Annotated in this window: 28 protein-coding genes; 24 read left to right on the top strand and 4 right to left on the bottom strand. The window is 32.6% G+C overall.

What is annotated here, in order from left to right; all coding sequences use genetic code 11:
- The first annotated feature begins 79 nt into the window (after nt 1-79).
- The 9 genes from LQ686_RS00385 (at nt 80) to LQ686_RS00345 (ending at nt 6,856) form a co-directional block, all read left to right on the top strand.
- Nucleotides 80-1,024, top strand: a complete 945-nt coding sequence (locus LQ686_RS00385) for a DNA-directed RNA polymerase subunit alpha (RefSeq protein ID WP_025906483.1) — start codon at nt 80-82, stop codon at nt 1,022-1,024.
- A gap of 16 nt (nt 1,025-1,040) precedes the next feature.
- Nucleotides 1,041-1,406 (top strand): 50S ribosomal protein L17, encoded by a 366-nt coding sequence (gene rplQ / locus LQ686_RS00380; RefSeq protein ID WP_025906481.1) that lies wholly within the window; start codon nt 1,041-1,043, stop codon nt 1,404-1,406.
- 329 nt (nt 1,407-1,735) lie between these two features.
- Nucleotides 1,736-2,542 (top strand): energy-coupling factor transporter ATPase, encoded by an 807-nt coding sequence (locus LQ686_RS00375; protein ID WP_025906480.1) that lies wholly within the window; start codon nt 1,736-1,738, stop codon nt 2,540-2,542.
- Nucleotides 2,539-3,402 (top strand): energy-coupling factor transporter ATPase, encoded by an 864-nt coding sequence (locus LQ686_RS00370; protein WP_119494615.1) that lies wholly within the window; start codon nt 2,539-2,541, stop codon nt 3,400-3,402. The genes LQ686_RS00375 and LQ686_RS00370 overlap by 4 nt, the downstream gene beginning before the upstream one ends.
- Entirely contained in the window at nt 3,395-4,192 is a 798-nt protein-coding gene (locus tag LQ686_RS00365) for an energy-coupling factor transporter transmembrane component T family protein (RefSeq protein ID WP_025906477.1), read from the top strand. The genes LQ686_RS00370 and LQ686_RS00365 overlap by 8 nt, the downstream gene beginning before the upstream one ends.
- Nucleotides 4,193-4,202: 10 nt before the next feature.
- The gene (truA, locus tag LQ686_RS00360) at nt 4,203-5,006 is read left to right on the top strand and encodes a tRNA pseudouridine(38-40) synthase TruA (protein WP_103360704.1); all 804 of its coding nucleotides are present in this window, start codon (nt 4,203-4,205) and stop codon (nt 5,004-5,006) included.
- Between the two features lie 209 nt (nt 5,007-5,215).
- Entirely contained in the window at nt 5,216-5,653 is a 438-nt protein-coding gene (gene rplM, locus LQ686_RS00355) for a 50S ribosomal protein L13 (protein ID WP_025906474.1), read from the top strand.
- 19 nt (nt 5,654-5,672) lie between these two features.
- Nucleotides 5,673-6,065, top strand: coding sequence for a 30S ribosomal protein S9 (gene rpsI, locus LQ686_RS00350; protein ID WP_025906473.1), 393 nt, complete (start codon nt 5,673-5,675; stop codon nt 6,063-6,065).
- A 113-nt stretch (nt 6,066-6,178) separates the two neighbouring features.
- On the top strand, nt 6,179-6,856 hold the full coding sequence (locus tag LQ686_RS00345; RefSeq protein WP_119494617.1) for a YjjG family noncanonical pyrimidine nucleotidase: 678 nt from the start codon (nt 6,179-6,181) through the stop codon (nt 6,854-6,856).
- A 38-nt stretch (nt 6,857-6,894) separates the two neighbouring features.
- On the opposite strand, the gene LQ686_RS14255 is transcribed toward LQ686_RS00345, so the two are convergent.
- Nucleotides 6,895-8,619, bottom strand: a complete 1,725-nt coding sequence (locus LQ686_RS14255) for an ABC transporter ATP-binding protein (RefSeq protein ID WP_210136024.1) — start codon at nt 8,617-8,619, stop codon at nt 6,895-6,897.
- A 312-nt stretch (nt 8,620-8,931) separates the two neighbouring features.
- Here LQ686_RS14255 and LQ686_RS00335 point away from each other — a divergent pair, with 312 nt between their 5' ends.
- The 4 genes from LQ686_RS00335 (at nt 8,932) to LQ686_RS00320 (ending at nt 10,562) form a co-directional block, all read left to right on the top strand.
- Nucleotides 8,932-9,411 (top strand): ATP synthase subunit B family protein, encoded by a 480-nt coding sequence (locus LQ686_RS00335; protein ID WP_103360701.1) that lies wholly within the window; start codon nt 8,932-8,934, stop codon nt 9,409-9,411.
- Nucleotides 9,412-9,421: 10 nt separating this feature from the next.
- On the top strand, nt 9,422-9,631 hold the full coding sequence (locus tag LQ686_RS00330) for a helix-turn-helix domain-containing protein (RefSeq protein ID WP_119494735.1): 210 nt from the start codon (nt 9,422-9,424) through the stop codon (nt 9,629-9,631).
- A gap of 80 nt (nt 9,632-9,711) precedes the next feature.
- Entirely contained in the window at nt 9,712-10,083 is a 372-nt protein-coding gene (locus tag LQ686_RS00325; RefSeq protein ID WP_239733112.1) for a VOC family protein, read from the top strand.
- Nucleotides 10,084-10,100: 17 nt separating this feature from the next.
- The gene (locus LQ686_RS00320) at nt 10,101-10,562 is read left to right on the top strand and encodes a DinB family protein (RefSeq protein WP_037589003.1); all 462 of its coding nucleotides are present in this window, start codon (nt 10,101-10,103) and stop codon (nt 10,560-10,562) included.
- Between the two features lie 23 nt (nt 10,563-10,585).
- On the opposite strand, the gene LQ686_RS00315 is transcribed toward LQ686_RS00320, so the two are convergent.
- Complete coding sequence (locus tag LQ686_RS00315; protein WP_164960952.1) at nt 10,586-10,729, bottom strand: hypothetical protein; 144 nt, start codon at nt 10,727-10,729, stop codon at nt 10,586-10,588.
- An 87-nt stretch (nt 10,730-10,816) separates the two neighbouring features.
- On the opposite strand from LQ686_RS00315, the gene LQ686_RS00310 reads away from it, so the two are divergent.
- Genes LQ686_RS00310 through LQ686_RS00300 form a run of 3 tightly spaced genes read left to right on the top strand, consistent with a single transcriptional unit; the run spans nt 10,817 to nt 12,503 of the window.
- Nucleotides 10,817-11,020, top strand: a complete 204-nt coding sequence (locus tag LQ686_RS00310; RefSeq protein WP_037589002.1) for a DUF1272 domain-containing protein — start codon at nt 10,817-10,819, stop codon at nt 11,018-11,020.
- A gap of 19 nt (nt 11,021-11,039) precedes the next feature.
- Nucleotides 11,040-11,480 carry a GNAT family N-acetyltransferase gene (locus tag LQ686_RS00305; protein ID WP_037589001.1) on the top strand — a complete coding sequence of 147 codons (441 nt, stop codon included), beginning with the start codon at nt 11,040-11,042 and terminating at the stop codon, nt 11,478-11,480.
- 18 nt (nt 11,481-11,498) lie between these two features.
- The gene (locus LQ686_RS00300; protein ID WP_107590379.1) at nt 11,499-12,503 is read left to right on the top strand and encodes a zinc-binding alcohol dehydrogenase family protein; all 1,005 of its coding nucleotides are present in this window, start codon (nt 11,499-11,501) and stop codon (nt 12,501-12,503) included.
- Nucleotides 12,504-12,665: 162 nt separating this feature from the next.
- On the opposite strand, the gene LQ686_RS00295 is transcribed toward LQ686_RS00300, so the two are convergent.
- Nucleotides 12,666-14,102 carry a YhgE/Pip domain-containing protein gene (locus tag LQ686_RS00295; protein WP_103360734.1) on the bottom strand — a complete coding sequence of 479 codons (1,437 nt, stop codon included), beginning with the start codon at nt 14,100-14,102 and terminating at the stop codon, nt 12,666-12,668.
- Nucleotides 14,095-14,553 carry a MarR family winged helix-turn-helix transcriptional regulator gene (locus LQ686_RS00290; protein WP_119494737.1) on the bottom strand — a complete coding sequence of 153 codons (459 nt, stop codon included), beginning with the start codon at nt 14,551-14,553 and terminating at the stop codon, nt 14,095-14,097. Before LQ686_RS00290 ends, LQ686_RS00295 begins: the two co-directional genes overlap by 8 nt.
- Nucleotides 14,554-14,801: 248 nt before the next feature.
- On the opposite strand from LQ686_RS00290, the gene LQ686_RS00285 reads away from it, so the two are divergent.
- From LQ686_RS00285 to dhaL, 8 genes are all read left to right on the top strand, one after another.
- The gene (locus tag LQ686_RS00285; protein WP_025906444.1) at nt 14,802-15,902 is read left to right on the top strand and encodes an ABC transporter ATP-binding protein; all 1,101 of its coding nucleotides are present in this window, start codon (nt 14,802-14,804) and stop codon (nt 15,900-15,902) included.
- 41 nt (nt 15,903-15,943) lie between these two features.
- A complete protein-coding gene (locus LQ686_RS00280) occupies nt 15,944-17,197 on the top strand; it encodes an extracellular solute-binding protein (RefSeq protein WP_107565845.1) in 1,254 nt (417 codons plus the stop codon).
- A gap of 8 nt (nt 17,198-17,205) precedes the next feature.
- Nucleotides 17,206-18,474 carry a sugar ABC transporter permease gene (locus LQ686_RS00275; protein ID WP_103354225.1) on the top strand — a complete coding sequence of 423 codons (1,269 nt, stop codon included), beginning with the start codon at nt 17,206-17,208 and terminating at the stop codon, nt 18,472-18,474.
- Complete coding sequence (locus tag LQ686_RS00270) at nt 18,474-19,316, top strand: sugar ABC transporter permease (protein WP_025906438.1); 843 nt, start codon at nt 18,474-18,476, stop codon at nt 19,314-19,316. The genes LQ686_RS00275 and LQ686_RS00270 overlap by 1 nt, the downstream gene beginning before the upstream one ends.
- A gap of 15 nt (nt 19,317-19,331) precedes the next feature.
- A complete protein-coding gene (locus tag LQ686_RS00265; protein ID WP_103360695.1) occupies nt 19,332-20,336 on the top strand; it encodes a LacI family DNA-binding transcriptional regulator in 1,005 nt (334 codons plus the stop codon).
- Nucleotides 20,337-20,350: 14 nt separating this feature from the next.
- Entirely contained in the window at nt 20,351-22,006 is a 1,656-nt protein-coding gene (locus LQ686_RS00260; protein ID WP_119494742.1) for an alpha-glucosidase, read from the top strand.
- Nucleotides 22,007-22,270: 264 nt separating this feature from the next.
- Complete coding sequence (gene dhaK / locus LQ686_RS00255) at nt 22,271-23,236, top strand: dihydroxyacetone kinase subunit DhaK (protein WP_025906431.1); 966 nt, start codon at nt 22,271-22,273, stop codon at nt 23,234-23,236.
- Between the two features lie 12 nt (nt 23,237-23,248).
- On the top strand, nt 23,249-23,824 hold the full coding sequence (dhaL, locus tag LQ686_RS00250) for a dihydroxyacetone kinase subunit DhaL (protein ID WP_103360694.1): 576 nt from the start codon (nt 23,249-23,251) through the stop codon (nt 23,822-23,824).
- Nucleotides 23,825-23,826 lie beyond the last annotated feature (2 nt).

Raw genomic sequence — 23,826 nt, 5'->3', positions numbered from 1 at the left:
TTGTTAGTTCTAATGTTCAAGAGTCACTGGATAGAAATTAATAAAGTTTAATCGACGTTTATAAGGAGGATATATTTAAATGATTGAAATCGAAAAACCTAGAATTGAAACAATAGAAGTTAGTGATGATTCTACATTCGGTAAGTTCGTTGTTGAACCGCTAGAACGTGGTTATGGTACAACACTAGGCAACTCCTTACGTCGTATCCTATTATCTTCATTACCAGGTGCGGCAGTTAAAAATATCGAAATTGAAGGTGTACTTCACGAATTCTCAGCAGTTGAAAATGTAGTTGAGGATGTTACTACTATCATTATGAACATCAAGAAATTAGCTATAAAAATCTACTCTGAAGAAGACAAAACACTTGAAATCGATATTAAAGATGAAGGTGAAGTTACTGCGAAAGATATCATGCATGACAGTGATGTTGAAATTTTAAATCCAGATTTAAAAATTGCAACAGTTTCTAAAGGTGGACACCTTAAGATGCGCTTAATTGCTAATAAAGGTCGCGGATATGCTTTAGCTGAACAAAATAACACAAGTGATTTGCCAATTGGTGTCATTCCAATCGACTCACTTTATTCTCCAGTAAATCGTGTGAACTATACAGTTGAAAATACACGTGTAGGGCAAAGTAGTGATTATGATAAATTAACAATCGATGTCTGGACAGATGGTTCATTATCTCCTCAAGAAGCTGTTTCTTTAGGTGCTAAAATCATGACTGAACACTTAAACATTTTTGTTAACTTAACTGATGAAGCACAAAATGCTGAAATCATGATTGAAAAAGAAGAAGATCAAAAAGAAAAAGTACTTGAAATGTCTATCGAAGAATTAGACTTATCAGTACGTTCTTATAACTGTCTAAAACGTGCAGGAATTAATTCTGTACAAGAATTAGCAGACAAATCTGAGGCAGATATGATGAAAGTTCGAAACTTAGGTCGTAAGTCTCTTGAAGAAGTTAAATATAAATTAGAAGATCTTGGTCTTGGTTTAAGAAAAGAAGACTAATAAAGGAGGTTAATTCATGGGTTACAGAAAATTAGGTCGTACTTCTGATCAACGTAAAGCAATGTTACGTGACTTAGCTACTCAACTTATCGTTTCTGAACGTATCGAGACTACAGAAGCTCGTGCTAAAGAAGTTCGTAAAGTTGTTGATAACTTAATTACTTTAGGTAAAAAAGGTGATCTAGCTTCACGTCGTAGAGCTGCTCAAACGATTCGTGACGTTAAAATCTTAGAAGATGACAAAACAATTACTGCATTACAAAAATTATTCAATGATGTTGCGCCACGCTATGAAGAGCGTCAAGGTGGATATACTCGTATCATGAAAGTTGGTCCACGTCGCGGTGACGGTGCTGAATCAGTAATTATTGAATTAGTATAATCTATTCTTTATTGGAGTGACGAAAGTCACTTCAATCATTTCTATATAAATACAATTTATTTAACACACACAAAGCAAATGAGTGCAATGATAATGTTTACCACACATAGATATTGTCTAGCTCAGAGTACTCCACCACATTTGAATGACTTATCGCGTGAACTCGTCTATGGTGGAGTGCGCGCTTTTTTATTTTAAATCCGTTTTTACGGATTTTTTTTATTGCATTTTATTTTATAATAGGTAATATGTTTAAAGTAATTAATGCTTACAATTTCGTATGTATACTGTAAAATATATAGTAATTAACTTGTTGAAGGATGAATGTTATGGTGCAGGAAAATTTGATTAGGTTCTCGAACGTTACATTTAAATATGATGAAAATGAACCAGCTGCACTTCGCGATGTTTCGTTTAATATACAAAAAGGCAAGTGGACATCCATTGTCGGGCATAATGGTTCTGGAAAGTCTACAATTGCTAAATTAATGATGGGTATTAATCAAAATTATGAAGGTGAAATCGTTGTTGATGGCATCTTACTGTCGAACGATACAATTGATGAAGTGAGAAGACATGTAGGTATTGTATTTCAAAATCCTGATAATCAATTTATTGGTTCAACAGTGGAGTATGATGTAGCATTCGGTATGGAAAATCAAAGTATAGACTATCATGTAATGCATGAAATAGTTGATGAGGTATTAACGGAAGTTGGCATGTCAGACATGAAAACATTCGAACCAAGTCATCTTTCAGGTGGACAGAAACAACGTGTCGCGATTGCAGGCATATTAGCTATGTCACCAGACATTATGATTTTAGATGAAGCGACAGCTATGCTTGATCCTGAAGGTAAAGAGAGTATTATGAACTTAATTAAATCTATTCAAAGTGAACACCACTTAACAGTTATCTCTATTACACATGATTTAGAAGAAGCTGTTAATGCTGATGAGATTATTGTGATGAATAAAGGTGAAGTTTATAAACAAGACATACCTGAAGAAATATTTAAGCAAGGTGCCTATTTAACTGAAATTGGCTTAGACTTACCTTTTGCTATGAGAATGAACTACTTGCTCAATCATAATTATGAATATACAACATTCGAACAGTTGGTGAATCGAATATGAAAATAACGTTTGATCACGTTACTTATGACTACAGTATAAAGACACCTTATCAATATAGAGCTTTAAATCAAGTTTCGACGACATTCACAGAATCTAAATTTTATGCCATTGTTGGCCAAACAGGTTCTGGTAAATCAACATTAATTCAGCACTTAAATGCTATATTAAAGCCGACAGAGGGACAATTAACAATCGGTGATACGAATATTACGAAGAAGACGAAATCAAAGAAATTAGCGCCTGTACGTAAAAAAGTAGGTATCGTCTTTCAATTTGCAGAACATCAATTATTTGAAGATACAGTTGAAAAAGATATTATTTTTGGACCGCTCAATTACGGTATGGATAAAGAAGCAGCTATTCAAAAAGCAGAATCTCTTATGGATTTGTTAAACATGGATCGTAGCATATTAAAGAAATCGCCATTTGAGCTCTCAGGTGGTCAGAAACGACGAATAGCCATTGCTGGTGTAATAGCTATGGAACCTGAAATACTTGTCCTTGATGAGCCTACAGTGGGCTTAGATCCGAAAGGACAACATGATATGATGGAACTCTTCAATGACATTCATGAAAATCTCGGTATTACGGTTATATTAATTTCACACCAAATGGATATCGTACTTAAATATGCGGATGAAGTTAAAGTCATTAAAGCTGGAGAAATCGTTGCAGAAGATAAGCCAGTTAATATTTTTACAAATAAAGAACTTCTGAATCAAACGCATCTTGAACCACCTAATATTATTAAACTTCAACAAGCAGTTGAAGCTAAATATAATATGAAGTTTGATCAAATCGCGACAAGTGAAGAGATGTTTAAAGATATGTATGAAAAGCAGGTGAAGCCTCATGACTGATAAGTTAATAATCGGGCGATACATACCTGGTAATACAATTATTCATCGATTAGATTCACGCATGAAAATGCTGTATGTATTTATATTTATGATATTAATATTCTTTTGTAATTCATGGGCATCTTATGGCTTTATGGTGTTAACCGTGTTAATCATTATGTATTTAGCACAAATAAGATTTTGGTTCTTAATTAAAGGACTAACACCTGTTATGCTGCTGTTTATTTTTACGTTCATCATGCATTTAATTGTGACGAAAGGCGGACCAGTCATTATTGATTTAAAGCTATTCACAATTGAACAAAATGGTGTTGTACAAGGTGCATTTATTGTTTTAAGACTTGCGCTTTTAGTGATGATTTCAACAATCATGACGTTAACAACAAGTCCGATAAGCTTAACAGATGCAATAGAATCAATGTTGAGACCATTAAAAAAGGTTAAGTTCCCAGTACATGAACTTGCAATGATGATGTCCATATCCCTTAGATTTATCCCAACATTAATGGATGAATTAGATAGAATCATAAAAGCACAAACATCGAGAGGATCTGACGTAACAGCAGGTAGTATATTTAACAGGTTAAAAGCTATTATTCCACTACTCATACCAATGTTCATATCGGCTTTTAAACGAGCAGATGACTTAGCAGTGGCTATGGAAGCTAGAGGTTATAATGCTTCAAATCAACGAACAACCTATCGTAAATTAAAATGGAAACTAAGAGATAGTATTGGACTCGCAACAATTATTGTTGTTGCGATAGCATTATATTTATTAAGGAATTGAGGTGCAGACTTTGAGATTGTTAGTGAAAATTTCATATCACGGTGGACAGTTTATGGGATTTCAAATTCAACATCATGAACGAACTGTGCAATATGAATTTGAGAGAATTCTAAAAAGAATGCATCAAACATTTGTAAGAATACATCCTTCAAGCAGAACCGATAAAGGCGTGCATGCTATTGAGCAGTATTTCCATTTTGATACACCATTAAATATTAAACCTGATAAATGGGAATATGCTTTTAATTCAGCATTGCCTAAAGATATACATGTACAAAGTGTAGAACAAATTGATGAAGACTTTCACTGTAGGTATGATTGTGTAGGTAAGAAATATCGTTATAAAGTTTATATCGATCCAGAAAGACATGTATTTGAACACGACACAAAAGTACAACAAAAGAAACCTGTTGATATTGATTTGATGAATCAAGCTGCACAACATTTTATAGGTACACATGACTTTACAAGTTTCTGTTCACAAAAGACTGAAGTACAAAATAAAGAACGTACAATTTATCAAAGTGAAGTCGTTAAAACTGATGACGGATTTGAATTTATCGTCACAGGATCAGGCTTTCTTTACAATATGGTAAGAGTAATGGTTGCTTATTTAATACTCGTCGGTGAAGGGAAGAGAAGCGGTGATGATATTCATCAGCTTCTAGAAGAAAAAGATCGAAACAAAGTACCACATACAGCACCAGCACATGGGCTATATTTAGAAAAAATTTACTTAGATAAAGCAGAACTTATTAATGAGTTCGGAAATGATATCAAAATATATAATAAAAAGTCTTCAGAAAATGTTTAAAACCAATTGACAAAAAGACAAATAAATTATATTATAGACAACGGTATTGTTTTATATCACCACCACGATAAGCCCCGGAATCTTATTGTGTTTTAAGATATAGAAGCAGGAATCAGACTAAGGAAATAAGATGTATGTATGAAGCTTTGGTACAGGTTAATATATACATCTTAACCCAGAACTTTTTTAAAATTTAGGAGGACACTATAATGCGTCAAACATTTATGGCTAATGAAGCAAACATCGATCGCAAATGGTACGTTGTTGATGCTGAAGGACAAACGTTAGGTCGTTTATCATCAGAAATCGCATCAATCTTACGCGGTAAACATAAAGTAACTTACACACCACACGTTGATACAGGAGATAACGTTATCATCATTAACGCTGAAAAAATCTACTTATCAGGTAATAAAGAACAAGATAAAATTTACTACCGTCACTCAAATCACCCAGGTGGATTAAAATCAGTATCTGCTGGTGAATTAAAAGAGAAAAACCCAGTTCGTTTATTAGAAACATCTATCAAAGGTATGTTACCTAAGAGCAAACTTGGTGAAAAACAAGGTAAAAAATTATTCGTATATGCTGGTGCAGAGCATCCACATGCTGCACAACAACCTGAAAACTACGAGTTACGTGGTTAATTAAGAGGAGGATACTACATTGGCACAAGTTGAATATAAAGGCACAGGTCGTCGTAAACATTCAGTAGCACGTGTACGTTTAGTACCTGGTGAAGGTAACGTAACAATTAACAAACGTGACGTACGTGACTACTTACCATTTGAATCATTAATTTTAGATTTAAACCAACCATTTGATGTAACTGAAACAAAAGGTAACTACGATGTTTTAGTAAACGTTCAAGGTGGAGGTTTCACTGGACAAGCACAAGCTATCCGTCACGGAATTGCACGTGCATTGTTAGAAGCAGATCCAGAATACCGTGGATCATTAAAACGCGCTGGATTACTTACACGTGACCCACGTATGAAAGAACGTAAGAAACCTGGTCTTAAAGGTGCTCGTCGTTCACCACAATTCTCAAAACGTTAATATATTTCAAATATATCAAGGTTTCAACACTTCTCGAACAACTTCGAGGAGTGTTTTTTTATGTAATGGTATAATATATTCCATAACCTTATAGACTAAAAGGGGTTTTTTCGATGTATAAACATATTTTATTTGATTTGGACAATACGTTATTAGATTTTAATGCTGGTGAAAGGGAAGGGATTATGGCGGTTTTTGAATCTGAGGGTATTGTGTTTAATGAATTGAATTTTAAACAGTATCAGGATATTAACAAGCGTTTATGGTTAGAGCTTGAGCAGGGCAAGGTTTCTAAGGATGAAGTGTTAACGACTCGCTTTAAAGAGTTTTTTGAGCTATTTGATTTAAATGTTGATGCGCGTGCTAAAGAGGCTATTTATAGAAAGACATTGAATGATAATCATGAGCTGGTTGATGGTGGGAAAGATATATTAAGTTATTTGAAAGAAGCGGGTTATCATCTTTATAGTGCTTCTAATGGTGTTTATAATACTCAGATGAAACGCATGAATGACGCAGGTATTTTTGATTATTTTGATGATCATTTTATTTCAGAGAAAATTGGATTTGAAAAGCCTCATAAACAATTTTTTGATCATTGTTTAAATGTTATTAAAGACGATGATGTGTCACATTATTTAATGATAGGAGATACGTTAACATCTGATATTGCTGGTGCGCATGAATATGGTATTGATTCATGTTACTTTGACCATCAAAATCTTAGTAATGGCGATATTGCGACATATGTTATAAATCATTTAGAAGCGTTAAAGGATATATTGAAATAAGCTGAGACGTGATGTCTCAGCTTTTATAATGCTTATATTTAGTTCCCTTCGTTTATATACATTCTATAATAGTATCCTTGTTTGTCTATTAGTGTGTCGTGATTACCAGATTCTATAATGCCTTCTTTTGTTAGGACGTATATGTTATCTGCATTTCGAATTGTTGATAATCGATGGGCGATTACGATAGTAGTCCGATTGAGTGTCAGTTGTTCTAATGATTGTTGAACGACTTTCTCACTTAAATTATCTAAAGCACTTGTGGCTTCATCTAAGATGACGACTTCTGGATTTTTTAGAAACATTCTTGCGATACTAAGTCTTTGCTTTTGACCGCCAGAAAGTTTAGCACCTTTTTCACCAATTTGTGTGTGATAACCATTTGGCAGTTGTTGAATAAATTCATGTGCATTGGCTAATTTAGATGCATGAATAATTTCATCCATTGAAGCTTCAGGATTACCATATTTAATATTCTCATAAACTGTACTAGAGAATATATAGACATCTTGTTGAACGATACCTATTTTTTGTCTGAGTTCTTCAAGAGGCATCGTTCTAATATCTTGATGATTAATCTTTATGGATCCTGATGTAACATCGTAAAATCTTGGTAGCAGATTGGCGATTGTTGATTTACCTGAACCTGATGGGCCAACTATCGCAATATATGCACCAGGTTCGATTGTTAAATTTAAATTATGGATAATATATTCTTGGTCATATTGAAAGTAAACATGGTCAAATTGAATAGCACCGATTGAATGTCGTGTTTGTTGTTGGTGAGTATTCTCTGATGTTATATCCGGTTTAAGTTGCATTAATTTAAAGAAGCGGTTAAAACCTGAAATACCTTCATTATATTGAACAGACAGCTTAACAAGTACTTCAATAGGTGTTGCGATATTACCTACATAAAGTACAAATGCTAACAAATCCCCGATAGAAATTTCTTTTTTCATAATTAGTAATGCACCGAGCACAATGATGATGACAGGCATTGCTTGAATAATTGACCCTATAATCTCATTATATAGAGCTTCATATTTATGAACTTTCTTTTTAATTTCAATTGCTTTTTTATTAAGTGATTTATACTGATTACTTTCAAATGATTCATTCGTAAATGATTTTGTAACTTTAATTCCTGATATCGTATTTTCTAAAAATCCATGAATTTCAGCATTGGTAGCTTTATCTTGTTCATAGATAGAAGAGAGCTTTTTGATGTAATACCAATAAACCACAATCATAATAGGAATAAATAGCATCATCACAATTGTTAATTCTACATTGATATACAAGAGAATGACGACAGCACCTATAAAACGAATAATGTACATTAAGATATCTTCAGGACCGTGATGATATAACTCTGATAAGTTCTCAAGATCACCCGTTAATCTCGACATCAAACCACCCGTACTATTTCGGTCGAAAAAGTGATGAGGTTGGCTTTGAATATGTTCATATAACTCTTCGCTCATATCTTTCTCCATCTTTGCACCCATAACATGACCATAATAATCTATAAAAATATGACACAAAAATTGAATCAATATGAGCAATACCATAGCAGCACCTAGTAAGTAAATTTCTTTAACATGCGCTACAGAGAAATGTTGAATTAAATTCTCTGTGATATAACGAATAATCAATGGTATTACAAGCGTTATAACCGTAACAAGTAATGAACAAATTAAAGTTAAACCGAAAATTCGTTTATAAGGTCTGTAGTATGATATGAATTTTTTAAATTTCACAATAATAGCTCCTTAAGTTTTATTGGTGTCGTTTACCAATAAACTTAATACATTTCACTTAAAGGTAAACGACCTCAGTGGCAGTAGTTAAAAGGATACGATTATTATTTTTTCTCATGGTAATCTCCCTCTCTAGTGTAAAATTACAGTAAAGACTGTTACTGAGAGTATAAGTTAAAAACGAATAAAACACAACGTGGATGAGAAGTACTTGATATAACTCGTTTTATTGAAAAACTATAATTTTTATTGATAAACGATAAAAAAGATGTTAAACTTTTATTGAAAAACGATAAAAAGAGAGAGGTTCCGATGAGTAATATTAGTAAAACTGAAAAACGTGGTTACACGATAACATTAATTACAATGATCCTTAATATTTTGATACTAGGTGTTATTCTTGTAAAGTTCTTTATCAAAGTTCCTGTAAGTACAGCATTTGATTTAAAGGATGGCGTATTTTATTACTTAATATGCTTTACTATTCAATCGTTGTTAACAGTAGTTTTCTTTATATTTGTTCTAAGATTTGTAAAAAATATAAAGAAAAAGGACTTCTTTAATTCTGGGAATTACAATAAAATATTCTATTCTTCAATCATAATAATGATATATGGTACGTTAAATTCTATGAAAAGTTATATTGGAGTGGATGTAACATACAAAGAGTTATTAGATACTGCGCCGTTTACTACGGTATTATTGTTGAATATTGCTTCAATGATGATAAACTTCCTTACGATTTATAATGAATCTGAATCAATGAAAGAAGAACATGATTTGACTGTTTAAGGGTGACAAGATGATAAAAATTAAATTGGATGAAATATTAAAAGAGAGACATGTTTCTCTGACTGTACTTGCTCAAGAGGTGGATATTACGATTGCAAATTTATCTATTTTAAAGACTGGAAAAGCTAAAGCTGTTAGATTTAGTACACTTGAAGCAATATGTGAATACTTGGATTGTCAGCCTGGTGACATCATGGTTTATGAAAAGGATGCAGAGTGAAATTAAACTTTGTTATTTTTGCACTTGAATCGTATATAGCGTATTCTAAATGTAATAAATGAATGAAGGTGATATATATGATTGAAAAGTTACATCAAGTCATGTTATATGTTGATGATCAAGAAAAGGCTGTTGAATTTTGGAAAGATGTAATGAACTTTGTTGTGAAGTCTGAAGACGAGTTGCCTGAAGGTTTCAAGTCTGTAGAAATTGCACCTAGTGAAGATACTGAAACGTCATTTGTATTATTTGATAAAGCTTTTATTGAAAAGTACAGTCCTGAAGTAAGTTTAGAAACACCTTCTTTAATGTTTAAAGCTACGAATTTTGATGAATTATATAAGTCGTTAAAAGAACAAGGATTAACTGGTCATGATATTATAGAAATGCCTGAGGGTAGAGTATTTAATTTTCATGATAAGCAAGGTAATTATTTTGCAATTACTGAGTAAAAACGGAGGGAATTGAAATGATAGAAACGCAGTTCCGAATTTCTTATAGTATGTTATCTGATGTTGTCAAAGATATAGATGAGAAACAAGCGGATTTTCAACTGGAGTTAGCGAAAAACAATATTAAATGGCAACTTGGTCACGTAATTGTGGCAAATGAATCATTTGTCTTTGGTACAAGTGAAGAAGGTAATATCCTCGGTGAAAAGTTAGGTAAATCATTCTCACCAGGTACTTCACCACAAGATTTTACAGGTGTAGAACCAACTTTCCAAGAATTAAAAGGTATATTAAATCAACAACTAGAAAGAATATTAAATGCACTTGATGAACAAATGGACAAATCTAGAAAAGCACCGATAGCGAATATGGATACTTTTGCAGAAACAATTTCATTTGGCATATTGCATACGAATTATCATACTGGTCAAATTAAGTTGATGAAATCAATGTTAGATAAATTAGATCAAGGCGTATAAAAATATTGAGAGAAAAGAAACGATTATGTTTCTTTTCTCTCTTTTTCATTAGAACAGTCAAAGCATAATAATGTTTTGTCTTCTTGCACGACAGCTTCTATAAAACCACTATTACAATAAATATCTGTTTGGCATTTGGCACATTTACCTACGAATTCTTTTTCCATATAATCACACCTTAAAATTCATTTTATGTACTTAAAAGTGATATGATAATTATGTATATACTAACATATTTTTATGGAGTGATAGAAATGGCTTTAGAGATGAAACCAAATTGCGAAAAATGCGGATATGAATTTCATAAGAAAAGTAATGCTTTTATATGTGTTCAAGAAACAACATACTGCAGAGAATGCGCGGAAAATTTATATTATGTTTGTCCAGAATGTAATGGGGAACTTGTCGTTCGTCCGAAAGCAAAAGCTGATACTAAAACTGTAATGGGAGACCGTTAAGGATAAATGAGGTGATGGATTGAATATTCGAAGATTACAACTCAATGAGATAGAGAAAGTTGTTGCTGTATTTGATGACTATCGTGTCCATTTTGGTCAACAATCAGATATAAAGGCGACGTATGAATTTATATACAGAAATGTTTCTCGTGAAGATGCTGTTATATTTATAGCTGAAGCGAATGAGCAAGTGATAGGATTTGTACAACTATACAAGATGTTGTCATCAATGAAAATGTCAAACCTACTTATTATTAATGATTTATTTTTAACAGCAGATGCGAGAGGTCAGCGAATTGGTGAGCAATTAATGAACCAAGCATTTACTTATGGGAAAGAAAATGGATATGAGACAATATATTTAGAAACCGAAAAATCAAATATAGCTGGTAATCGTTTATATCAAAAATTAGGCATGCAAATCGATGATGAACATAACTATTATCATAAACATTTATAAACAAGAGGTGACTTTTAGATGAAAGCAATTGGGTTTAGTAACAGTTTTGATTTGAAAGTATCAAATGAATTTGAAGAAAGAGATATACCAGTTCCAGAAGCTAAAGGAAGAAATATTTTAGTGAATGTGAAAGCAGCGAGTATAAATCCTATAGATACGAAATCAAGAAATACATCTGATGGAGAATTTAAAATATTAGGGTATGATGCAGTAGGTGTTGTAGAAGCGGTTGGAGAAGAAGTAGAATTATTCCACGTAGGTGATGAAGTATATTATTCTGGCACAAATACGAAACAAGGGTCGAATGCAGAGTATCAATTAGTTGATGAACGACTTGTGGGCATTAAACCAGAACACTTATCTTACGTTGAATCAGCAGCTTTACCTTTAACAGCTTTGACGTCATTTGAAGCATTATTAGAAGGACTAAATATTTCATCTAACCCTGAAGATAATAAAGATAAGAAGTTACTAATTATTAATGGTGCAGGCGGTGTAGGTTCTGTCGCAACTCAAATTGCGAAACATTTGGGGCTAACAGTAATCACGACAGCATCTCGTAAAGAAACAAGAAGATGGTCAGAGAAAATGGGTGCTGACATCGTACTCAATCATAAACACCACTTACCAGATGAATTAAGAGCACATAAAATTAATCAAGTAGATTATATCTTTAATACACATAGTAGCGATGCATACTTTAATGTCATGGCAGAAATGATTAAGCCAAGAGGTAAAATCGTGGCACTTGTTAATTTTATGGATAAAGTAGATTTAAATTTATTAAAAGATAAAAGTGTGACATTCTCATTTGAGTTTATGTTTACTAGACCAAAATATGAAATAGACGACATGATCGCACATCATGAATATTTGAGAAAGTTAACATATTTATTAGATAGAGGTACGATTAAAACGACAGTAAATAAGACACTAAAAGGATTAAGTGTAGAAACAATTACAGAAGCACATCGTTTAATAGAAGAAGGAAAAAGTATTGGTAAAATAGTTATAGAATATTAACAATACTAATAGAAATGACGTAACGAACACTTCTGGCAAAACTTGTTTATAACGGGTGTGTTAAATACAAAAGTCGACGGAACTGTAACTAAGGTGCCGTCACTATTTAAAATAAACTACAAAAAAAGCACAACCTCACGAGAGGTTGTGCTTTTCTACATCTTAATAGTCGTTTTCGTTTGCGATACGTCTTAAGTGTGGATATTTAGAACGTATTACATATACAAGTAATGTTAGTGCTGCGAATACAATTGCGATAAGTCCTATTATAAGCATTGATTGTCCATAAGTTACGTCACTTGTGAAGTTAAAGATGTTCTCTCTTAGTGCTTTAATAACATAACTCATTGGAGAGAATGGGTGTAAGTCTTGGAAGAACTTACCTGATAATTCTATTGGGAATGTACCTTCACTTGATCCTAATTGTAAGATTAATAGTATAATCGCTAAGAATTTACCGATATTACCTAATACAACTGTTAGGAATGTCACAATCATATATGCTGCAATACTCCATAAGATAAGTGTTAAAGTGAAGTGTCCTGGATTAGCGATATCAATTTCAAATCCGTATAAACATAGTACCGCTAATGCTAATGCTGATCCTAAAGCTTGCATCATGAATATTGCAAACTTACTTAACCACCATTTGAATCCTGTAGAATCACCAATTCGTTTATCGATAGGGTAAACTGCTGAGAATGCAACTGCACCTACATATAAACTTAATGATAGGATATATGGTGCAAAGCTTTGACCATAGTTATTAACTTCTGTTAAATCATCTTCGTTTGATACGACTGGATTATTGATTGCTTTAACATTTTTGTCTTCAAAGTATTTATCATCTGATTGTTTAATAGCTTTATCAATATTTGCTTTTAATTTATCGTTATTAGCTTGTAAATCACTTAAACCTTGAGATACTTTCATACTGCCTTGTAAAAGTTGTTGTCCTTCTGCGCCAGCCATTGGAGCAAGTTGTTCTAATCCAGATTCAACTTGTTTATTACCGTCAATGAGTTGAGATTCTGCATCTGACATTTGTCCAAGGGCTTTAGAAGTATCTTTATAACCATCAGTTAATTTATTCATACCTTTAAATGATTCTGAAATGTATTTCTCACGAACAGATTCACTTAAATTATCTTCAACAGCTGTAATAGCTTTAGATGCGATTTGTGAACCAGTGTAACTATAACCAGGGTTCGTTTTGACATTTAAGTCGATTTTTTTAGGATTTTTATCTAACATAGAACCTGCATTTTTAGTCGTTTCAGCTGGTATTGAAATGACAGCATAAGATTCACCATGTTCTAAATGTTTGTCTGCAGTTTTTTGAGAAACAAATTCCCATTTAAATTTATCATTGTCTTTTAATTTATCTACTACGTCTTTACCGATGTCTGCCTTTTCACCATTGATTTTTCCACCGTTATCGCTATTCACTACAGATATCTTTAATGAATCCGTCTTTCCGTATGGATCCCATAAAGAACCTACAAATACTGAACTATAAATAAGTGGAATAAGCATAATTGCTATAAGTGATACGAGTAAGAACTTATGTGTCCATAAATTTTTTATATCATCAAACATGATTAACATTGTCCTTTCCTGTTATAAGTTTATTTGCTTTCTCTAATTGTTTAACAAACGATATAATCTCTTCGTTTGAAAAGTGAGAAGACAATTTACGATTAAATGTTTCGTAAATAACATCTTCAGTTCGCTTTACAAGTTCTAAACCTTTATCTGTTAGCAAAACAGATTTCTCTCTCTTATCTTCGCCTTGCTGAATAGCAATGAGGTCTAGATGCTTTAATTTATTAATCCTGTTTGATATAGCAGTCTTAAAGACGCCTTGTTTAGCAGCAATAAAACTGTATGTGCATCTAGGAAAATCTTTAATAATTTTTAAAGTTTGATATTGTTCTTTAGAAACAACTTCATCTAACCCAGAATTATTTAAAATCTTTGCAACTTCACTGTGTATATTAATGATGGATTCTTGGAATAGGTTAAAAGCTTTTTTTAATTCTTCTTCCATAATTAGTACACCTCCTGTACTTAATACAAAGAGTATAGTACACCCTATGTACTATAATTGCAAGAGGTTCAACTCAAAAAAATACAATCGTTTGCGTGTAAAGGCTTTCTTTTGAAAATAAATGGTTTATATTGTCGCGAATTATTAAAGCAATCGTTTGCATAAAGTTGTTGACTTTTTAACTTTTTACACATATGATAAATCTATATTAAATTTTGAAAGCGATTACAATTATGGAGGGTTTATCTATGGCTGAAATGAAATTAGAGAATATAAAGAAGACTTACGACAAAGGTAATACTGTAGTACATGATTTTAACTTACATATAAAAGATAAAGAGTTTATTGTTTTCGTTGGTCCATCAGGGTGTGGAAAGTCTACAACTTTGAGAATGATCGCAGGATTAGAAGACATTACATCAGGAAATTTTTTAATTGATGATCGAAGAATGAATGATGTCGCACCGAAAGATAGAGATATCGCAATGGTCTTTCAAAATTATGCTTTATACCCACATATGACAGTATATGACAATATGGCATTTGGTCTTAAACTACGAAAAATGAATAAAAAAGAAATAGATAAAAGGGTTCAATACGCAGCTGAAATTCTTGGATTGAAGGAATATTTGCCAAGAAAACCTAAAGCTTTATCAGGTGGTCAAAGACAAAGGGTTGCATTAGGTCGAGCAATTGTAAGGGATGCGAAAGTATTCTTAATGGATGAGCCTTTATCTAATTTAGACGCGAAATTAAGAGTTCAAATGAGAACAGAAATATTAAAGTTGCATGAACGATTACAAACTACAACGATTTATGTCACACATGACCAAACAGAAGCTTTAACGATGGCAACACGTATTGTTGTCTTAAAAGATGGCGATATTATGCAAATAGGTACACCACGTGAAGTATATGATGCACCAGAAAATGAATTTGTTGCCCAATTCATTGGATCACCTGCAATGAATATTTTTGACGCAAAAGTTAATAAAGACGAGTTAGTGATTGGCAAACAAGTGATTAAATTAAATGAAAGTAAAGCACGCATGCTTAATCATAATGGCTATGATGGCAAGACGATACGATTCGGTATTCGACCAGAAGACATTCATGATGAACCTGTATTTATCAATGCTAATAAGGATGTAACCTTCAAGACTAAAGTACTTGTTAGTGAATTATTAGGTTCTGAAATTATGATTCACGGATTATTTAACGATGAAGAAATTTGCGCCAAGTTAGATGCTAGAACAGTGATTCATCCAAATGAAGAAATTGAGCTCGCATTAGATTTAAATAAATGTCACTTCTTTGATAAAGAAACTGGAGAAAAAATAAAAAATTAATTGATTGAGTGAATTAACAATTAATGAAAGAAGGGGATTAGATGAAACATTTAATAAAAATTTGCTCAATATTACTCGTGACATTATTGCTTGCAAGTTGTGGTCCTAATCGAACGCAAGAAGATATTGATAAAGCACTGAATGATGATGAAAAAACAGCCAAACCTAAGTCACTTACGATGTGGGTAGATGGCGATAGACAAATGGCTTTTTATAAGAAAGTAACAGAAGATTATACAAAAAAGACAGGTATTAAAGTCATTCTTAAAAATACAGCTCAAGATGATCAAGTAGATAACTTGTCACTTGATGGTCCTTCAGGTAATGGACCTGACTTATTCTTTCAACCGCATGACCGTGCAGGAGATGCTTATTTACAAGGATTAGCGGCAGAAATTGATTTTACAGATGAAGAATTAAAAGGTTATTCCAAAGAAGCATTACAAGCTTTAAATTATGAAGGTAAACAGTTAGCATTACCCGTTATCGTAGAATCAACGGCTGTTGTCTATAACAAGAAACTCGTTAAGACACCACCAAAGACGATGGATGATGTTGAAAAAATCGCAAAAGATGTAACTGACAAAGATAAAAAGCAATATGGATTTATGTTTGATGCAAAGAACTTCTACTTTAATTATCCATTTTTATTCTCACAAGGCGGATACATATTTAAAGAAGAAAAAGATGGATTTAATACAAATGATGTAGCAGTAAATGATCCATCTGTCGTGAAAAATGGAGAGAGATTACAATCATGGTATGACAAAGGTTATATTACGAAGTCAGCTAATCAAGATGTAATTGTAGGACTTTTTAAAGAAGGTAAAGTAGGCATGTTTGTAACAGGTCCTTGGCAAACGAATGAGTTTAAAGAAGCACTTGGCGATGATTTCGGTACAGCAACATTCCCAACTGATAATGGTAAAGAAATGAAACCATTCCTAGGGGTAAGAGGTTGGTTTATATCCGAATATAGTGAAGAGAAATACTGGGCTAAAAACTTAATGCTGTATTTAACAAATAAAGATAATATGCAGAAATATACAGATGAAATGCAAGAAATTACAGGTCGTACAGACGTCTCTTCTAAAAATAAATTATTAAAGCCATATGAAGAACAAGCTCAAAATGCTATTCCAATGCCAAATATTCCGGAGATGAGTCAAGTATGGGATCCGATGGGAAATGCAGCGACATTTATGTCCAACGGTAAAGACCCTAAAGAAGCACTTGATGAAGCGAAAAACGGTATTGATGAACAAGTAGAAATTATGAATGCATCTAAAAAATAAAAGAAGGTGTGAAAATGAGAAATCCAAAATTAGCAGCCATGCTATCGATTATTCCAGGTATTGGCCAATTCTATAATAAAAGATATATAAAAGGTAGTATATTTATCGTATTTTTTATTAGTTTCATTTCAGTATTTTATCAATTTATGAATATTGGATTCTGGGGATTATTCACTTTAGGTACAGTTCCTAAATTAGATGATTCAAGAGTTCTATTAGCACAAGGTATCATTTCGTTATTATTAATTGCATTTGCGATCACTTTATATGTCGTGAATATCATAGATGCTTATCGTAATGCAGATCAATATAATAAAGGATTTGAAATTAAAGATCGTAAAGGTCGAATGACGGCGACATGGGATAAGACTTTCCCATATTTATTAATATCACCAGGTATCTTTTTATTAATATTTGTTGTCGTATTTCCACTTTTATTCATGTGTTTTTTAGCTTTTACAAATTATAATTTATATAATGCACCGCCTAGACATTTATTAGAATGGGTAGGATTTGATAACTTTAAATCATTAGTTACAGTACCTATTTGGAAGACAACATTCTTTAACGTATTAACTTGGACGATTGTTTGGACTTTAGTAGCGACTACTTTACAAATCGCGTTAGCGTTATTACTCGCTATTATTGTTAATCATCCACTTATTAGATTTAAAAAGCTTATTAGAACAGTATTAATCTTACCTTGGGCAGTTCCATCGTTTGTGACAATATTAATCTTTGCGGCCATTTTTAATGATGATTTTGGTTCGATTAATAATGATATCCTACAACCATTATTCGGTATTGCACCAGCATGGTTAAATGATCCATTCTGGGCAAAGGTTGCTTTAATTTTAATTCAAGTATGGCTTGGATTCCCATTTGTATTCGCTTTATTCACTGGTGTTCTACAAAGTATTTCATCAGATTGGTACGAAGCGGCAGATATGGACGGCGCATCAAGTTGGCAAAAATTTAGAAATATTACGTTTCCACATATTTTATTTGCGACTGCACCATTATTAATTATGCAATACGCAGGAAACTTTAATAACTTTAATTTAATTTACTTATTTAATAAAGGTGGTCCACCTGTTTCTGGTCAGAATGCAGGTAGTACAGATATCTTAATTTCATGGGTTTATCGATTAACATTTGATATGCAAAATTATAATATGGCTGCAACGATTTCATTAATTATCGGTGTGTTTATTGCCATTATTGCATTCTTACAATTTAGAAAGACAAGTACTTTTAAAGATGAGGGGGATATTTAATGAATAAGAAGAATAAAAATATATTAAGAGCGATTATCATGTATGGCATTTTGATTATTATGTTTATTATCATTATTTATCCATTACTGTGGACTTTAGGGTTATCACTTAACTCAGGTTCCAATCTTTATGGTTCTTCTATGATTCCGAAAGATGCATCTTTGAAAAATTATATTTATTTACTAACTGATCCATCGAGTGATTATCTCACTTGGTATAAGAATACATTAATCGTGGCAACGGCTAATGCGCTATTCTCAGTAATCTTTGTTGGTTTAACGTCATATGCATTTTCAAGATATCGTTTTGTCGGCAGAAAATACGGACTAATTGCATTTTTAATTTTACAAATGTTCCCGGTATTGATGGCAATGGTAGCAATTTATATCTTATTAAATACAATAGGCTTATTAGATTCATTATTCGGTCTTACTTTAATTTATATAGGTGGTTCCATTCCGATGAATGCTTTCTTAGTAAAAGGATATTTCGATACAATTCCTAAAGAATTAGATGAATCTGCTAAAATAGATGGTGCAGGACATATGAGAATATTTTTCACAATTATGTTACCGTTAGCTAAACCGATTCTAGCAGTTGTTGCTTTATTTAATTTTATGGGACCATTTATGGACTTTATTCTGCCAAGAATTTTATTAAGAAGTCCTGAAAAATACACACTAGCAGTCGGACTATTTAATTTTATAAATGATAAATTCGGAAACAACTTTACAGTATTTGCTGCTGGAGCAATGATGATTGCAATTCCAATCTCAATAGTATTCTTATTATTACAAAGATACTTAGTGACTGGTTTAACGGCAGGTGCTACAAAAGGATAATAAAGGAGTGATCTCGTGGTTACAATAAAAGATGTTGCGAAAGAAGCAAATGTTGCACCATCAACAGTATCAAGAGTAATTAGTGGACATAAAAGTATAAGTGAAAAGACATCAAAGAAAGTTAAAGCTGTGATGAAGCAATTGGGCTATCAACCTAATATTGCCGCGAGAACACTTGTAACACAAAAATCTAAAACGATTGGTTTAATTTTAAAATCAGCTTCTAAAGAAATGACGCAAAACCCATTCTTTACAGATGTTCTGATGGGGATATCAATAGCTTGTAAACAAAGAGAATATTCAACGATTATGACAACGTCGGTTGAACAAGCTGACTTATTAGTTGAAGTAGAAAATCTCATTAAATCTAAATCGATAGATGGCTTTATTATGCTTTACTCAAAAGAAAATGATCCGGTTACACAACTACTCAAAAAATATCAATTTCCGTTTGTTGTTGTAGGTAAACAACTAGGCGAAAGAGAAATTATTCATATCGACAATGATAATGTCGAAGCAAGTCAAATGATAACTGAATTTATGATTGATAAAGGGCATAAACATTTAGCTTTTATAGCTGAACCAGATTCATATGCTGTTGCATTAGACAGGGTAGAAGGCTTTAAGAAAGCTTGCGATAAACATGGTATCAACCAATATGAAATTTACCATGCAAATCCTAACAGAGATGAAATATTAGCAATCATTAAAGAAATGAAAGAAAGTGCGACTTTCCCTACAGCGATTATTACATCAGATAGCATGATCAATATTAATTTATTAAGTGCATTATATGAACTTAATATAAGTGTGCCAGATGAAGTGATGACAGCAACTTTTAATGATTCATTTATTAATACTTTTGCTTCACCACCTCAAACGGTCGTGAATATTTATCCTGAACATTTAGGTGAGGAAGCGGGTATAGCTTTAATTAAACTGATTGAGAATCCTAATATTTTAAGAAAAAATACGATTATTCCAACAGATATAATAGAGAGAAAATCAACGATAAAATAAGAGGTGACTGAATGATGGAGGAACGAATTTGGTGGAAAGAAGCGGTATGTTATCAAGTTTATCCTAGAAGTTTTAATGATTCTAACAATGATGGTATTGGTGACATAAATGGTATTAGAGAAAAGTTAGATTATTTGAAAGATCTAGGTATAGATGTGATTTGGGTTTCACCAATATTTAAATCACCGAATGATGATAATGGCTATGATATTAGTGATTATCAAGATATTATGGATGAGTTTGGTACGATGGAAGACTTCGAATTACTTTTAAAAGAGACGCACGATAAAGGTATGAAACTCATATTGGATTTAGTCATCAATCATACATCAGATGAACATCCATGGTTTATCGAGTCTAAATCGAGTAAAGACAATCCTAAAAGAGATTGGTACATATGGCAAGAAGGAAAAGACGGCAAAGAACCTAATAACTGGGGAAGTATTTTCAACGGTTCGGCTTGGGAAAAAACTGAAGAAACAGATGAATACTACTTGCATATTTTCAGTAAAAAACAACCAGATTTAAATTGGGAGAATGAAGCGGTTCGCTCTGAATTATATAATATGATTAACTGGTGGTTTGATAAAGGTATCGATGGTTTCCGCGTAGATGCAATTACACATATTCAAAAATCATTTGAAGATGGCGATATACCAGTCGAGCCAGGTGATGAACAGTATAAAGCGGCATTTGAACGCTATACAAACAGACCAGGTATATTAAATCATTTACGTGAATTGAGAGATGAAACATTCAATAAATATGACATTATGACAGTAGGAGAAGCAAATGGTGTCAGTCCTGATGATGCGAATGATTGGGTAGGCTTTGATAATGGTATATTTAATATGATTTTTCAGTTCGAACATTTAGGATTATGGAATACTGAAGATAGCGGATTTGATGTTATACAATATAAAAATATTATGTCTAAATGGCAAGACCAACTTGAAGGAGTTGGCTGGAATGCGCTATTTATCGAAAATCATGATCAACCAAGACTCGTTTCAACTTGGGGAGATGATGAGCATTATTGGTATGAAAGTGCAACAAGTCATGCGACAAATTATTTCTTACAAAAGGGCACACCATTTATTTATCAAGGACAAGAAATAGGGATGACAAACTATCCGTTTGAATCATTAGAAGATTTTAATGATGTTTCTGTTAAAAATGAAATTAAATTGAAAGAACAAAATGGAGAAGTTGCATCATCTTTATTAAATAATTTGAGTAAAGTAAATAGAGATAATTCTCGTACAATGATGCAATGGGATAATCGTGCGTATGCAGGATTTTCAACAACAGAACCATGGTTCCACGTAAATCCAAATTACAAAACAATCAACGTAGCAGATCAGTTAGAAGATGAACATTCTGTATTAAATTATTATAAGCGTTTGATTCAATTGAAAAAAGATTACGACGTGTTTAATTACGGTAAATACGAACTAGTCGATAAAGATCATAAACAAATTTATAGCTATAAGCGCGTATTAGATAACGAAGAAGTTATTATTATGAGTAACTTAACAGGCGAGAAAGCTAGTATCACATATCCACTCAATTTAGAAAAAAGTAAGTTATTATTACACAACTATACAACGATAGAAGATACAAACATATTAGAACCATTTGAAACAAGAGTATATCTAATAGAAGAATAAGAGTGGGAATCCGAGACAAAGCATGTTGTCTCGGATTTTTTATTTGTGTGTGGGAATGTAACTACCAGAATTCGGAATAGTGGTAATAAGAACGCTGTCCGTAAGCGCCCATGTTAGGGACATTATTCGGAATTCTGTCCGTAAGCCCTACATACAAGCTCATTCCCAAATTATCATTTCTTATTAACTCATATTGTTAACGCTTACCTATCTAAACGTTTTATAATGGAATAGAAAACATAGAATTCAACGGGAGGTCATTATATGAAGAAATTAATGAATGAAAAAACAAACTTTGTAGCGGATATGCTTAAGGGAATCGAAGTGATGGATAACTCAGTTGAAATTATTAGCGACAATGTTGTCGTTCGTAAAAATGTTAAAAAGAGTGGTGTTGCTTTAGTTTCTGGTGGTGGATCTGGTCATGAACCTGCACATGCTGGTTATGTTGCTGAAGGTATGTTAGATGCAGCTGTATGTGGTGAAGTCTTTACTTCTCCAACACCAGATAAAATTCTCGAAGCGATTAAACATGTCGCGACTGATGAAGGTGTCTTATTAATCATTAAGAACTATGCCGGAGATGTTATGAACTTTGAAATGGCGCAAGAGATGGCAGAAATGGAAGGTATTTCTTGCCAATCCGTTATCGTACGTGATGATATTTCTATTGAAAATGAACAAGATAGAAGAGGTGTAGCGGGTACAGTTCTTGTACATAAGTATGCCGGCTATCTATCTGATAATGGATATAACTTAGCAGCTATTAAAGAAAAAGTAGAATCATTTATTGAAAATATTAGAACGATTGGAATGGCCATTTATCCTTGTTTAGTACCAACAACTGGTCAATACGGATTTGATTTAGATGATAATAAAATGGAGATTGGTATTGGTATTCATGGTGAACGTGGTATTTACCAAGAAAATATTGAAACAATCGATAAAATCATTAACCGTTTAATGCATGAACTTGAAAAGGAAGTTTCTGATAAATCATTAATTGTTATGATTAATGGTATGGGTGCGACACCAGATTCAGAACTTGCAATCATCGCGCATTATTTTAATGAATATGCAGAACAAAATGAATTAGATGTTAAAAAATACTTTGTTGGCAATTATATGACTGCATTAGATATGCAAGGATTTTCTATTACATTAGTGCCTTATCAACAAGAAGTTGAAGAAGCATTTAACGCACCGACAGAAAGTAAATATTTTAAATAGGAGGCATTTTAAATGAACGCAGAAACATTGTTAAACAAACTTAAAGCTTTAAGTCATACGTTTGAACAAGAAGAACAAAATTTAACACAATTAGACAGAGCAATTGGTGATGGAGACCATGGTGTTAATATGTTACGCGGATTTAAAGCAGTAGACGAAAAAGTTACAGGAGATACAGTGAGTGATGTATTGAAATCTACAGGCATGACTTTAATGAGTTCTGTAGGTGGTGCATCAGGTCCACTATATGGATTTAGCTTTGTTAAAATGGCAGGTCTAGATTATGACGAAATCACTTCTGATAATTTATTAGAATATGTTAATACTTTTAAAGATGCAGTTGCTGCTAGAGGTAAAGTATCAGGTGGCGAAAAAACAATGTATGATGTGCTATTAAAAGCCTCAGATCATTTATCAAATGGAGAGTCATTATCTGAAGATGTGTTGCAACAGTTCGCTGAAGATACGAAAGATTTAGAAGCAACTAAAGGTAGAGCAGCCTATTTCAAAAAGGATTCTATTGGACATATAGATCCTGGTGCACAAAGTATGGTATATGTATTAAAAGCTTTAAGTGAGGATGTGTAAAC

Origin of the sequence: Mammaliicoccus sp. J-M41, from assembly GCF_022385935.1 — a bacterium.
Classification (GTDB): Bacteria; Bacillota; Bacilli; order Staphylococcales; family Staphylococcaceae; genus Mammaliicoccus; species Mammaliicoccus sciuri_A.
This window is presented reverse-complemented; position numbering and strand designations above follow the sequence as displayed.

Excerpts from the sequence above, each read along its gene's own strand:
- LQ686_RS00375 (WP_025906480.1), top strand. The coding sequence starts at position 1,736 with ATGGTGCAGGAAAATTTGATTAGGTTCTCGAACGTTACATTTAAATAT.
- LQ686_RS00285 (WP_025906444.1), top strand. The coding sequence starts at position 14,802 with ATGGCTGAAATGAAATTAGAGAATATAAAGAAGACTTACGACAAAGGT.
- LQ686_RS00290 (WP_119494737.1), bottom strand. The coding sequence starts at position 14,553 with ATGGAAGAAGAATTAAAAAAAGCTTTTAACCTATTCCAAGAATCCATC.
- LQ686_RS00260 (WP_119494742.1), top strand. The coding sequence starts at position 20,351 with ATGGAGGAACGAATTTGGTGGAAAGAAGCGGTATGTTATCAAGTTTAT.
- rplQ (WP_025906481.1), top strand. The coding sequence starts at position 1,041 with ATGGGTTACAGAAAATTAGGTCGTACTTCTGATCAACGTAAAGCAATG.
- dhaL (WP_103360694.1), top strand. The coding sequence starts at position 23,249 with ATGAACGCAGAAACATTGTTAAACAAACTTAAAGCTTTAAGTCATACG.
- LQ686_RS00335 (WP_103360701.1), top strand. The coding sequence starts at position 8,932 with ATGAGTAATATTAGTAAAACTGAAAAACGTGGTTACACGATAACATTA.
- LQ686_RS00315 (WP_164960952.1), bottom strand. The coding sequence starts at position 10,729 with ATGGAAAAAGAATTCGTAGGTAAATGTGCCAAATGCCAAACAGATATT.
- dhaK (WP_025906431.1), top strand. The coding sequence starts at position 22,271 with ATGAAGAAATTAATGAATGAAAAAACAAACTTTGTAGCGGATATGCTT.
- LQ686_RS00345 (WP_119494617.1), top strand. The coding sequence starts at position 6,179 with ATGTATAAACATATTTTATTTGATTTGGACAATACGTTATTAGATTTT.
- LQ686_RS00385 (WP_025906483.1), top strand. The coding sequence starts at position 80 with ATGATTGAAATCGAAAAACCTAGAATTGAAACAATAGAAGTTAGTGAT.
- LQ686_RS00370 (WP_119494615.1), top strand. The coding sequence starts at position 2,539 with ATGAAAATAACGTTTGATCACGTTACTTATGACTACAGTATAAAGACA.
- LQ686_RS00365 (WP_025906477.1), top strand. The coding sequence starts at position 3,395 with ATGACTGATAAGTTAATAATCGGGCGATACATACCTGGTAATACAATT.
- LQ686_RS00270 (WP_025906438.1), top strand. The coding sequence starts at position 18,474 with ATGAATAAGAAGAATAAAAATATATTAAGAGCGATTATCATGTATGGC.
- LQ686_RS00280 (WP_107565845.1), top strand. The coding sequence starts at position 15,944 with ATGAAACATTTAATAAAAATTTGCTCAATATTACTCGTGACATTATTG.
- LQ686_RS00295 (WP_103360734.1), bottom strand. The coding sequence starts at position 14,102 with ATGTTTGATGATATAAAAAATTTATGGACACATAAGTTCTTACTCGTA.
- rplM (WP_025906474.1), top strand. The coding sequence starts at position 5,216 with ATGCGTCAAACATTTATGGCTAATGAAGCAAACATCGATCGCAAATGG.
- LQ686_RS00330 (WP_119494735.1), top strand. The coding sequence starts at position 9,422 with ATGATAAAAATTAAATTGGATGAAATATTAAAAGAGAGACATGTTTCT.
- LQ686_RS00310 (WP_037589002.1), top strand. The coding sequence starts at position 10,817 with ATGGCTTTAGAGATGAAACCAAATTGCGAAAAATGCGGATATGAATTT.
- LQ686_RS00300 (WP_107590379.1), top strand. The coding sequence starts at position 11,499 with ATGAAAGCAATTGGGTTTAGTAACAGTTTTGATTTGAAAGTATCAAAT.
- LQ686_RS00320 (WP_037589003.1), top strand. The coding sequence starts at position 10,101 with ATGATAGAAACGCAGTTCCGAATTTCTTATAGTATGTTATCTGATGTT.